This is a genomic window from Kitasatospora sp. Root107, assembly GCF_001424875.1.
GTDB lineage: Bacteria > Actinomycetota > Actinomycetes > Streptomycetales > Streptomycetaceae > Kitasatospora.
The window spans coordinates 40644-52247 of sequence record NZ_LMCT01000056.1 but is presented as its reverse complement, the minus strand read 5'-3'; the positions used below and the strand labels follow the sequence as shown (position 1 = coordinate 52247).

At 72.8% G+C, this 11604-nt stretch carries 10 protein-coding genes; 8 read left to right on the top strand and 2 right to left on the bottom strand.

From position 1 onward, the window contains the following. Positions 1-51: 51 nt before the first annotated feature. Positions 52-804 carry a lytic transglycosylase domain-containing protein gene (locus tag ASC99_RS30480; protein ID WP_057238139.1) on the bottom strand — a complete coding sequence of 251 codons (753 nt, stop codon included), beginning with the start codon at positions 802-804 and terminating at the stop codon, positions 52-54. Positions 805-1343: 539 nt separating this feature from the next. Here ASC99_RS30480 and ASC99_RS30475 point away from each other — a divergent pair. Then, positions 1344-2834, top strand: coding sequence for a hypothetical protein (locus ASC99_RS30475; protein WP_057238137.1), 1491 nt, complete (start codon positions 1344-1346; stop codon positions 2832-2834). A 39-nt stretch (positions 2835-2873) separates the two neighbouring features. Beyond that, positions 2874-3065: a hypothetical protein gene (locus ASC99_RS30470; protein WP_057238345.1), complete on the top strand. Its 192-nt coding sequence runs from the start codon at positions 2874-2876 to the stop codon at positions 3063-3065. 56 nt (positions 3066-3121) lie between these two features. Here the strand turns inward: ASC99_RS30470 and ASC99_RS30465 are convergent, their stop codons facing one another. Beyond that, on the bottom strand, positions 3122-4435 hold the full coding sequence (locus tag ASC99_RS30465) for a polysaccharide lyase family 1 protein (RefSeq protein ID WP_057238135.1): 1314 nt from the start codon (positions 4433-4435) through the stop codon (positions 3122-3124). 170 nt (positions 4436-4605) lie between these two features. Between ASC99_RS30465 and ASC99_RS30460 the strand changes: the two genes are divergently transcribed. The 6 genes from ASC99_RS30460 to ASC99_RS30435 all read left to right on the top strand — a co-directional run bounded on the left by ASC99_RS30460 (position 4606) and on the right by ASC99_RS30435 (position 11557). After that, entirely contained in the window at positions 4606-5790 is a 1185-nt protein-coding gene (locus ASC99_RS30460) for a metallophosphoesterase (protein ID WP_082598770.1), read from the top strand. Positions 5791-5990: 200 nt separating this feature from the next. Beyond that, a complete protein-coding gene (locus ASC99_RS30455) occupies positions 5991-6392 on the top strand; it encodes a YegP family protein (protein WP_057238131.1) in 402 nt (133 codons plus the stop codon). After that, a complete protein-coding gene (locus ASC99_RS30450) occupies positions 6382-6771 on the top strand; it encodes a hypothetical protein (protein WP_057238129.1) in 390 nt (129 codons plus the stop codon). Before ASC99_RS30455 ends, ASC99_RS30450 begins: the two co-directional genes overlap by 11 nt. 316 nt (positions 6772-7087) lie before the next feature. Beyond that, positions 7088-8116 carry a substrate-binding domain-containing protein gene (locus ASC99_RS30445; protein WP_057238126.1) on the top strand — a complete coding sequence of 343 codons (1029 nt, stop codon included), beginning with the start codon at positions 7088-7090 and terminating at the stop codon, positions 8114-8116. A gap of 103 nt (positions 8117-8219) precedes the next feature. Further along, entirely contained in the window at positions 8220-8852 is a 633-nt protein-coding gene (locus tag ASC99_RS30440; RefSeq protein ID WP_057238124.1) for a hypothetical protein, read from the top strand. Positions 8853-9097: 245 nt separating this feature from the next. Further along, positions 9098-11557, top strand: coding sequence for a hypothetical protein (locus ASC99_RS30435; RefSeq protein WP_057238121.1), 2460 nt, complete (start codon positions 9098-9100; stop codon positions 11555-11557). Positions 11558-11604: the final 47 nt, after the last annotated feature.

Here is an 11604-nt window from a genome sequence, read left to right as displayed (position 1 = left end):
ACACCCGGTTGGGGTGACCGCCCTTCGGCGTGAGGATCTCTTCTGGGAGGCTCAGTACCAGTTGTGGGACTGCCAGAAGCTCCAGGCGGCGCACGGGCTGCCGTAGCGCTCGTTCATGTAGCTCAGGCCCCACTTGATCTGGGTGGCGGGGTTGGTCCGCCAGTCGGCGCCGGCCGAGGCCATCTTGGAGCCCGGCAGGGCCTGGACCAGGCCGTACGCGCCCGAGGACGGGTTGGTCGCGGTGACGTTCCAGGTGCTCTCGTGCTCGACGATGTTGCTGAAGCACTGCAGCTGGCCGGCCGGGACGAGCTGCGCGGCGATCTCCTTCGGCGAGCCGGTCGGCGCGGCCAGCGCCTGACGCTGCTGGCTACGGGAGGCGGCCTCGGCGTCGGACTTCGCCTTGGCGTCCGCCTTGGCCTTCGCGTCGGCGGCGGCCTTGGCCTTGGCGGCAGCGGCATCCGCGTCGGCCTTCGCCTTGGCGTCGGCGGCGGCCTTCGCGTCCGCAGCGGCCTGGGCGTCGGCGGCGGTCTTGGCATCGGCGTCCGCCTGCGCCTTTGCGGCGGCGTCCGCAGCGGCCTGCGCCTGTGCGGCGTCGGCCAGGGCCTTGGCCTGCGCCTCGCCGGCCTGCTGGGCCTCGGCGGCGGCGCTGGCGGCGGAGGAGGCCGCCACGGTCTGCGGTGCGGCCTGAGCGGTGGAGGTGTCCTGCGGCAGTGCCAGGGCGAGGGTGGCGGAGCCCGCCACGGCCAGGGTGGCGACACCGGTGATGAGGGCGTTACGGCGGTTCTTCAGCTGCTGGAACTGCATGGAGGGGACAACCTCTTCCGTCGGGCGGGGCCGGGGCGAGGCACACGGGTACCGCGAAGCGTGTTCGGAGTGAACAGGCCCGGGTGCCGTGGACTCGGACGGCCGGGACGCCCCGTGGTGAGACGGGGCTGGCGGGGGAGGGCGGGCCGGCTCTGCAGGACCGGTTGCTGCCTTGGGACTCGACATTCTTGGCAGACGGCTCCGGCGGAGGCAATGAGCCCTGATACGACTGCCGGTAGTAGACACGGCAGCGCGCCCGGCCTCGGCCGGACGCTTCAAAAGGCCCTACCCCGTCTTTATCCCAGCGAAACCCCTCGGCGGCCATTCCGGCCCTGACCAGCGGTGATCCGGCCCGGTCCGACACCTGGACGGTCGGTCGGACCAGGGCGAGCACCTTTACCCCACGCTTATCAACTATCGGCGGCAGTAGGTGCCGGAACCCCTGTGGGCGGGCTCACAGGAACCGGGGCGGTGAGGTCTGCGGAGCGCGACCGGGCCGTCACCGGAAAAGGCTTTGCCGCCCCGGAGAGGATAGGGAGATGATCACCGCTCGCTTGGAAGCCGACGCCCGCCTGGCCCGGGCCGGCCACCCCGACGCCGTTGCCGCCCTGCTCGACCGGCTGGCCGGTGTCTCCCGGGCGGCCGAGCTGGGACCGCTGGCCGAGCGCCCGGCCCTGCTGCTCACCCTGGACACCGTCGGTCGGCTGAACCGGCGTGACGGCGGCTCGCCGGACCGGATCGGCGGGGTGGCGGTGCTCTCGCTCGACCGCGACGGGCGGCAGCGCGAGGCGGCGGTCCGTCGGATCGTGGACTGGGGCCTGCCCGAGCTGATGCCCTTTCTGGTCCTGCGCACGGCCGACTGGGCCGCCCCCGTCCGCGAGCGGGCCCGGGCCGGGCTGGTCCGACTGCTGACCGAGGACCCGCGGAAGTACGCGGCCGCCGTCGCCCCGACCGCGCTGCTGCTGGCCCGCCGCAGCCGGGGGGAGTTCGCCCGCGCTCAGCTGTTCGCCGCGCTGTTGAGCGAGCCGCGTTCAGCCTTCGAGCCCGTACGGTCCGACGGCCGCCGCGCCGAGCCCCGGGTGGATGCGACCGGGGCCCTGCTCGCGGAGCTGCTGGCTTCGCCGTTCGGCGGCGTCCGGGTGCTCGCACTGCGGGCGGGGATCGAGACCGGACGGCTGCGGGCCAGGGACCTGGTCGTGCTGGCCGGGACCGACCCGGCTCCGGCCGTCCGGACCAGGGCCGCCGAGGCGGTCGCCCGGGAGGCGGTCTGGACCGGGCAGGTGGAACTGCTGGAACGGCTGGCGACCGCCAAGCAGGCGGGCGTGCGGGTGCTCGCGCTCACCGGGATGCTCCGGATCGGGCAGACCCAGCGCGTCGCCGAACGGCTGGCGGACCCCTCCGCCCTGATCCGGGCCCTGGCCCGGGAGGCCGCCCGCCGGCTGGGCACCGACCCGGCCGCGCACTACCGCGCCCTGGTCTCGGGTGACGCCCCGTCAGCCGGGGCGATCGACGGCCTGGCCGAGACCAACAGCCCGGCCGACCTGCCCCTGCTGACGGGCCTGCTCGCCCACCCGAGCGGACCGGTCCGGGCCCGGGCGGTCCGGGGTCTGCGGCTGCGCGGATTCACGTCGTCGGCCGAGCTGGTACCCCTGCTCCGGGACGAGCACGCGGGGGTGATCCGGGAGGCCACCCGCACGCTGCGCCCGGGCCGGGATTCGCTGCCCGCAGGGCTGGCGCTGGAGCTGCTCGCGGACTCCGGCCGGGCCGAGGTCCGGCGGGCGGGTTACCGGCTGCTGCCTGGGGACGGTCTGGCGCTGCGGCTGCGGTCGGCCCTGGTGCTGAGCGCCGACCCGGACCGGCAGCTGGCGGCCCGGGGCGCCGCCGACGCGGCGGGCATCGCCCACTGGCGCGGGCGGGACCGGCAGTTGACGGAGCGGGAGCGGGCCGAGCTGCGGGCACTGTTGGCCGGCGCGGTGTTGACGCGGCGGGTCCGGGAGAGCCTGGAGTGGATGCTGAACGCGCGGGCCTAGGATCACCGGGACTCGTACGAACGAATCCGGGTGGGGAAGATGACCGTGCTGCTGATCGGAGCCTTGGTGCTCGCCGTCGGGGGATGCGTCTGTGTGGTGTGGGCGGACCGTGGCGGTCCCCGCTGGGTGCAGCTGGTGGCGCGGGCGACGCTCGGGGCGGGCAAGCTGGTGCGGCGCGCCCAGCGGGACCGCCGCCGCAGCCTGGACCAGGGTGACGCCAGTGGCGACTAGCTGACGGTCCGCCTGGGCTGGGCGGCGGCCACGGCCACGCCGTGGTGGGGCTCGGGTCAGATCCGGCCCGCGCCCGCCTGGCAGGTGATCAGCTGCGGCAGTGTGGCGACGGGCGAGACCCGGGCCCGCAGGGTGGGTGTCCAGGTGGTGGTGGCGGCCAGGGGAGTGGCCGGGTTGGCGGCGTTGTAGGCGGCGGTCAGGTCGGTCTCGGCGCCGTTCACCAGGTTGCCGCTCGCGGCCAGGGCGGTGCCGCCCCAGTTGTGCAGCATCCGGTCGGCGGTCAGGCCGGCCGGGAGCTTGAAGTAGTTGTCCTGGAGCACGAGTTGGGACTTGACGCCGACACCGACGGCGTACTCGAAGCCGGTCGTGCCGGGTGCGTACAGGTTGTTGTAGACGTCCACCTGGCCGAACCGGACCCGGGGCGCGCGCTGGCCGGTGTTCTGCCAGAGGTTGTGGTGGAAGGTGACCCGGAGCTTGCCGGGGTCGGTCTTCGAGCTGTTGCTGTTGCCGACCAGGTTGGTCTTGTCGTGGTCCTTGAAGATGTTCCAGGAGGCGGTGACGTAGTCCGAGCCGTTGGTGATGTCGAGCTGGCCGTCGTGCACCTGGTACGGGCGGTCGTAGTAACTCGGCTGGCCGGCATCGGGGTTGGCGCCGTCGGTGAAGGTGTTGTGGTCCGCCCAGACGTGGGTGGCGTTGTACAGGGCGAGGCTGTCGTACTCCGAGTTCCAGTTGCCGGTGGAGCCGTCGGTCGGGTCCCACTGCGGGAAGCAGTCGGCGGCGTCCTCGAAGGTGAGGTTGCGGACGACGACGTTGTCCACGTTCTTCACCAGCAGCCCGCCGCCGAGCAGCCGGGCCCGGGGGCCGAGGCCGACCACGGTGGTGTTGGAGCCGACCGGGATCTGCACCTGGCGGGCCTGGGTCTGCTGGGCGGCGACCCGGGCCAGTTCGAGCGGGCCGCTGGGCTTGGCGGTCCGGCCCCAGACGGCCGGATCGTAAGCGGCCAGGTAGGCGGCCTGGGTGTAGCCCGTACCGGCGGCGTAGTCCGCGCAGGAGAGGTGGCGGCCGGTGTCGTCGGTGTTCAGGTCGATGGTGCCCACCAGGTAGACGATCTTCGGGGTGGCATCAGTGGCGCCACCCAGGGCGGCAACCAACTCGGCCCGGGTGTAGACCACTTGGCTGCGCTCCGGGGTGGCGGCCGCGCCGCCGGTGGTGCCGGTGGTGGCCGAGCCCCAGCCGTCGGCGGCGCCGAGGACGACCCGGCCGGGGCCGTGGGCGGGGTGCTGGTGGTCGGCCGCGAGGGCCGGTGCGGTCGTCGTCAGGGCGAGGGCGGTGGAGAGGGCGAGCGCGGCGGTGGTGGCCAGCCGGGACATGGGCATTCCTCGTTCACAAGTATGAATGGTGGTCTCATCCGTAGCCCAGGACGGTAAGGCTGGGGCTGAAGGCCGTCAACGGCGCTTTCGGTGATGCTGACGCACATTCAGATATGTGAACTGCTCACCCTGGTGCGTTCGGCGGTCCGCCGATCTCCGATACTGGGGCGGTGATCATCGTGCCGATCCTGCTGACGGTTCTCGCCCTGCTCGCCCTGGTGCACTGGTACCTCTGGCGTCGGTTGGTCCGCGACGTCTCCGCGCCCGGTGGGCGGTACCGGCAGGTTGGGACGGTGCTGGCGGTCCTGCTGCCGCTGCTCTCGGTCGGCGCCGTGGTCGGCGGCCGGGTGCTGCCGCTGGCCGCCGAACGCTGGCTGGCCTGGCCCGGCTACCTGTGGCTGGCGGTCCTGCTGTACCTGACCATGGCCGTGCTGGTGGGCGAACCGGTCCGGGTGGTCTGGCTGCGGATCGCCGGATCCAGGGCGCCCAAACCGGCCACCGGGACGGACCGCCAGGAGGCTCCCGACGACCCGTCACGACGGCTGTTCGTCGCCCGGACGGTGGCGATCGGCGCCGCCGGGGCGGCGGTCGCGGTGGTGGGCAACGGTGCGTACGGGGTGCTGCGCGGGCCGGGCCTCAAGCGGGTGACCGTGCCGCTGGCCAAGCTGCCCCGGCGCGCGCACGGCTACCGGATCGCGGTGGTCAGTGACATCCATCTCGGGCCGATCCTCGGCCGCTCGCACACCCGGCGGATCGTCGACACCATCAACAGCACCCAGCCCGACCTGATCGCGATCGTCGGCGACCTGGTGGACGGCAGCGTGCCCGAACTCGGCCCGGCCGCCGTCCCGTTGGCCGACCTGCGGGCCCGGGACGGGGCGTTCTTCGTGACCGGGAACCACGAGTACTTCTCGGGTGCGCAGCTGTGGGTGGAGTTCGTCCGCTCGCTCGGGGTGTTCCCGCTGGAGAACGACCGGATCGAGCTGCCCTGGTTCGACCTGGCCGGGGTGAACGACATCGCGGGCACCGCCGAGGGCCAGGGGCCGGACTTCGAGCTGGCACTCGGCGACCGGGACCGGCTGCGGGCAGCGGTGCTGCTCTCGCACCAGCCGGTGACCGTGCACGACGCCGTCCGGCACGGTGTCGACCTGCAGCTCTCCGGGCACACCCACGGCGGGCAGCTCTGGCCGGGCAACTACCTGGCCGAGCTGGCCAATCCGACCGTGTCCGGGCTGGAGCGGTACGGCGACACCCAGCTGTACGTCACCCGGGGCGCCGGGGCCTGGGGGCCGCCGGTCCGGGTCGGCGCGCCGTCGGACATCACGGTGCTGACCCTGGCCTCGCTGCAGGCCTGACCGGGCCGTCCGAGGGAGCGTCAGAGAGCAGAGCGGGCAACCCGGTTGACCGTGTTCAGGTCATGGATCGTGAACGAGAGAGAACATCGGGACCAACAGCCCTGCCGAAGGATGATTGTTCCTTCAATGACTCCCGTGTGCACACGTAGCGTTGAGGTGCGCTGCCGGGGCGGCTCCGGTGCGAACGGGGAGGCACTCGGATGGCAGGGCAGCGGGTACGCGACGACGGGGTCGCCGAGCCGGTACGCCGGGGTTCGGTTCATGCCGAACGGGACGCGAACGGACGGTACCGCTGGTCGTTGAAGGCCCCGAACGGCCGGATCGTGGCGGTCTCCGCCTCGGTGTACGAGACCCCGGAGCAGGCCCGGCAGGTGTTCGAGAACTTACGTGGCTCGGCACCCGGCTTGGTCGTGCGGATCACCCACGTCCGGGACGGGATCGGCTGGATCTGGGTGGTGCCTGGCCCGCGCGGGGTGCCGGACGCCCGGTCGCACCGGACCTACGAGCGGTACGCAACCTGTCAGAACGCCTTCCGCCGCTTCGTGGCGCTGCTGGAGCGCTCGGGGGCGGTCGAACTCTCGGTGCCGCGCGATGAGTTCTGACAGCGGGGCGGGCCCCCGGAGAGGCCCGAGACTGCTCACCGTCCGGCTCGGTGGCGGGCGGATCGGCTGGCTGCTGGCGGCCGCGAACGGCCGGCAACTGGCCCGGTCGGCGGTGACGTACCGGAGCGAGCCGGAACTCGACGAGGCGGTCCGCCAGTTGTTGGTGGAGCGGGCCGCGTTGCGCTACCTGGTGCAGCAGGACGGCGACCGGTCCTGGGGCTGGTCGGCGCTGCTGCCGGTACGCAGCACCGGGCAGGCGGTGGGTGAGGCGGTGGCCCGCAGTGCCCGGGGGTATCTGCGGCAGGACCAGTGCCGGCAGGGAATGGCGAGCTTCCAGTCGATGCTTCAGCAGCTGCGCGCGCTCCGGGGTGCCGGGTGACCGGCAGGTTGCCGATCGCTCCCCGAACCGCCACCTGGAGAAGAACGATCCACTGGAGCACGGCAGTTGACGGAGTCGCGGCGAGCCCGGAGCCACCCGGCCGGGCCTCGGGCTAAACCTCCGAGACGCGCTCGGTTCGGATCGGTGACCCGAAGGTGACCGGTCCGGGTGGACCTTCCACCGGCACGTGCCGCCCGGCAAGTATCTGAGCCGCCGGACCGACGGCCGCCGAGTGCGGCCGCCGCCGGTGCTCCCGACCGGGCCCCGGGCCGGGAGCAGGCAGGACCGATGCTCACTCCCACCGGAGGAACACCAAATGCGTCACACCGCCGCCAAGTTGGTCGCCGCCGTCGCGGTCACCGCCGCAACCGTCGCCCTCGCGGCATTCCCCGCCCAGGCCGACCCCGCCGTCACCCCGAACGCCGTGGACATCGTCGGCACGGGTTCTGACACCACCTCGACCTACCTGGCCAAGGTCTCGGCCGACTACAACGCCTCGATCGCCGGTGCGCCGGCCAGCACCCCCCGGCTCTACAGCTGGGACCCGACCGGTTCCGCGACCATCACGCCGAAGACCGGCGCGGCCACCATCGCCCGCCCGAACGGCTCCAGCGCCGGCGTCACCGCGCTGAACAACAACACCAGCACCACCGTGGACTTCGCCCGGTCCTCCCGGGGCCCGCAGACCGGTGACACCACCGACGACCTGTTCGTCGCCTTCGCCAAGGACGCGGTGACCTGGTCCGCCAAGAACGCCGGCCACGCTCCCGCGAACCTCACCACCGCCCAGCTCAAGGGCATCTACGAGTGCACCATCACCAACTGGAGCACCGTCGGCGGTACCGCCGGCACCATCAAGCCCTTCCTGCCGCAGAACGGTTCGGGCACCCGGACCTTCTTCCTCAAGGCCATCGGCGGCGCCACCCCGGTCACCCCGGGCGCCTGCGTGACCAGCGGCCCGCAGGAGAACACCGGCACCACCCCGGCGCTGGACGACGTCGACGCGATCTTCCCCTACTCGGTCGCGCACTACATCAGCCAGGTCTTCGGCGGCCACGGCACGCCCACCGACAACCCGGGCAACCTGACCCTGCGCAACGTCAACGGTGTGGCCCCGGTCAACGCCACCAACACCATCAACGCCCCGTTCGCGGCCAGCGCCTACGGCCGCGTGGTCTACAACGTGGTCCGGGCCGCCGCCTGGAACACTCCGGGCACCTACTCCACCGCCCTGAAGAGCGTCTTCAGCTCCACCGGCTGGATCTGCACCCACCCGGCCACCATCACCAACTACGGCTTCCTGGCTCTGCCGAGTGCGGCCTGCGGTACCACCACCACCATCTGATCCACCCGCTTGTGCAGGACCCGACGGCCGCGCCCGCAGGGGCCCGGCCGTCGGGCTGTCCGGCCCACCTCGCAGATCCGTCTCGTCTTTCAAGGAGCCCGAAATGAACCGCCTCCGTACCCGTCTCGCCCTGGCCGGCGCCGCCGCGCTGACCGCCGTGACCGTGCTGACCGGCCTGACTGGTACCGCCGCCGCCACCGAGACCCCGGCCACCGCCGACGCGGTGACGGCCACCGTGCCGGTCGCCTCGATCGGCACCGCGGTGGTCCGGGAGGACAGCGACTTCCTGCACCGCAGCGCCGAGGCGGGCATCTTCGTGGTGCCGCTGCCGCCGGGCACCGCCGCGTACGACAGCGCGGCGGGCTTCTCCGGCAGTTTCCCGGTCACCGGTGCGACCGGCGTGCTGCGGGAGTACTACGGCAACGTCCAGCTCGGTGGCAGCCTGCTGGCGGTCAACGTCCGGACCGGGAAGACCGCGCTGTTCCAGCAGTTGGCCTTCGACATCGACAACTGGCAGCTGACCGGCGTGCCGCTGGGGGCCACCGCCCCGGTCGCGCTGCTGGAGCCGACGGACAGCACCGTCGCGCTCACCGCCGGGGTCAGCTCGCTGACCTCCACCGGGCTGGCGGTGGACGCCGAGGGCGCGCAGTACCTGGACAGCAAGCTGGGCACCTCCTTCTTCACCGCGGGCGGCCAGGTCGGCTCGTTCGCGCTGAGCTACACCCAGGGCTCCTGACCCACCGCACACCGACGGCCCGTGGCGCGCTGAGGGCGCCACGGGCCGACACATGTCCGGCGGGGCGCCGGCAAGTTGGGGTCTCATACATCTGAATGGCCATCAACTGTCATATCCACATGGGGAAATACCGGAGTCTCGATCCGGGTGGGTCCGGTTCCGGACGGCCGTGATCGGCACATCGAAAGGGCACCCTCATGAGGCTCCGCAGACCGGGCAGTTTCGCGCGTCGGCGGTGGGCGAAAGTGTTCGCCGCCGCCACGATCGCCTGGGCGGCCGCGGTCACCCTGGCCGTGCTGCCCAGCGGCCTCGGTACGGTGCCCCAGGCGCACGCGGCGGGCGGCGTGACGGTGCCGGGCCCGCCGGTCTGGCACCCCGAGGACTGGACCACCGGGGAGCGCGGGTCGGTCACCCTGGAGAGCGCGTCCAACCTCGGTAACGAGCGGGTCCGGGTGCGCTGGTCAGGCTTCACCCCGACCGTCTTCACCTGGGGCGGCCCGGTGGACGTGGCGGTGGTCGGCTCGGCCGACATCCTGTACTCGGTCCGGGTCTACCAGTGCCGGGGGACCGACCCCAGGCCGACCGACTGCTACGGCAGCACCGTCTACAACGGTGACCCGGCCAAGGGCTTCGAGCAGGAGATGGCGCAGGGCGCCACCACCCCCGAGTTCCCCAGCAACATGGTCATCGCGGCCACCCGGCCGGACGGCACCGGCGAGGCCGAGATCGAGCTGTGGACCGCCCAGCAGAGCCAGACCCTGGGCTGCGACGCCGCGCACGCCTGCTCGATCGTGGTCGAGCCGCAGTACGGCGGCGACTCGATTGGCGCCTACCAGACGCCGGTGGGGACGGTGAACTGCGAGGACCACTCGCCGGACGGCGACGGCTTCTTCAACACCGCCTCGGACGGCTCCTTCCGGAAGAACGCGGGCGGTCGCTACCAGACCGGCGAGAGCTGCGCCTGGAACCAGCGGGCCGTGGTGCCAGTGCAGTTCGCGGCCACGCCGAGCGACTGCAAGGCCGCCGACGCCGAGTTCGCGATGGCCGGCCTGGAGATGGCCAACCGTGCGGTGCAGCAGTGGCGGGCCGGGTTCTGTGCCGGTGACCAGCCGCTCAACCTGCAGTACGTGTTCGGCGGTGGCGAGCCGCAGGCCCGGGCCGCCTTCCTCGAACGCCGGGGCGCCGACGTGGCGTTGACCGCCCGGGCTGAGCGGAGCCCGGCCACCCGGCCGTACGTCTACGCGCCGCTCGGCACCACCGCGGTCTCCGTGGTGTACGTGATCGACGACGCCACCAACCGTCGGCAGGTCCGACAACTGCGGCTGAACGCCCGGCTGATGGCCAAACTGCTGACCCAGTCCTACGACCTCCAGTACGGCGCCGTCATCCCCTCGGTGGACGGCAACCCGAAGTGCGTCTTCCTGGACCCGGAATTCCTCAAGCTCAACCCGGTGGACGTGGTGAACGGCCCGGTCTGGCCGGACTGCGGCTCCGGCGGCAACAAGGCCGAGACCACTCCCGTGGTGGTCGGCGGCACCTCCGACCTGGTGTACCAGGTCACCGCGTGGATCGCCGCGGACCCGGAGGCCGCCCAGTTCCTCGGTGGCGCCAAGGACCCGTGGGGCATGCGGCTGAACTCCTTCTACCTGCGCTCCAAGTTCGCCGGCTACCCGGCCGACACCTTCCAGCCGCAGGACTTCAGCGGCCCGGACCACTGGAAGCAGTACGAGTGGAACCCGCTGATCGGCGGGCTCGGCCAGGTCGCCCGCAACGTGCTGGAGGGCCGGGCCACCTGCAGTGACCCGAACATCGACAACACCGGCAACCACCCCAAGTGCGGGGCCCAGCCGGTCGGCCAGCGCGCGCTGTTCGCCATCATGGACGCGGGGCAGGCCAAGGCGTACTCGCTGCCCGAGGCGGCGCTGGCCAACCCGGCTGGGGAGTTCGTCACCCCCTCGCTCGGCGCGCTCCAGGCGGCGGCCTCGGTGATGACGGCCGACCCGGTCACCGGCACCCAGCAACTCCCGTACGGGGACGCCGGATCGGCCTTCGCGAGCGCAAAGGCGGCCTACCCGCTGACCACCGTCCAGTACGCGATGCTGCCCACCAGCGGCCTGGACAGCGCCAAGGCGGGGGCGATCTCCCGGTTCGTTCGGCAGGCCACCGACCTGGGCAGCGGTCAGGTCTACGGCACCGCCCCCGGTCTGCTGGCGCCGGGCTTCCTGGCGCTGACGGAGGCTCAGTCCGCCCAGGCCAAGGCGGCGGCCGGCCATGTCGCCGCACAGGACTCCGCGCTGCCGGGCAACCAGGTCGCGGTGGCGGGGCCCGGCAGCTCGGGCACGGTGACCCCGGCCGGCACGGTCGGCGGCTCGACCGGAGGCGGGCAGAGCACCGGGGGCAGCTCCTCGGGCGGCACCACCGGTGGCGCCGACCAGGCTGGTACGACCGGTGGTTCGGGAGCAGCCCCGGTGGCGGCCCCGGCCGCCAAGTCCCCGGCCGCCTCGAACTCGCCGGTCGCCGCCGTCCCGGTGGCGGCCGGACGGCCCGGCCAGGACCGGGCGGGCGTGGCCCGGCTGCTGCTGCCGGTGCTGCTGGTGATCGGCGGGGTGCTGCTGGTCGGCGGTCCGACCACGCTGCTGCTGAGCGGTACCGCGCTCGGCGGGCGGGTCGCGGCCGGCTTCCGTCGGCTGTTCGGCCGGAAGTGAACCGGCCAGCCCCGCACGCCAGTTGCCCGTGCCGAACGCAGCGGAGA

Coding starts and splice junctions, on each gene's coding strand:
- ASC99_RS30480 (WP_057238139.1), bottom strand. CDS start 804: ATGCAGTTCCAGCAGCTGAAGAACCGCCGTAACGCCCTCATCACCGGT.
- ASC99_RS30475 (WP_057238137.1), top strand. CDS start 1,344: ATGATCACCGCTCGCTTGGAAGCCGACGCCCGCCTGGCCCGGGCCGGC.
- ASC99_RS30470 (WP_057238345.1), top strand. CDS start 2,874: ATGACCGTGCTGCTGATCGGAGCCTTGGTGCTCGCCGTCGGGGGATGC.
- ASC99_RS30465 (WP_057238135.1), bottom strand. CDS start 4,435: ATGTCCCGGCTGGCCACCACCGCCGCGCTCGCCCTCTCCACCGCCCTC.
- ASC99_RS30455 (WP_057238131.1), top strand. CDS start 5,991: ATGGCAGGGCAGCGGGTACGCGACGACGGGGTCGCCGAGCCGGTACGC.
- ASC99_RS30450 (WP_057238129.1), top strand. CDS start 6,382: ATGAGTTCTGACAGCGGGGCGGGCCCCCGGAGAGGCCCGAGACTGCTC.
- ASC99_RS30445 (WP_057238126.1), top strand. CDS start 7,088: ATGCGTCACACCGCCGCCAAGTTGGTCGCCGCCGTCGCGGTCACCGCC.
- ASC99_RS30440 (WP_057238124.1), top strand. CDS start 8,220: ATGAACCGCCTCCGTACCCGTCTCGCCCTGGCCGGCGCCGCCGCGCTG.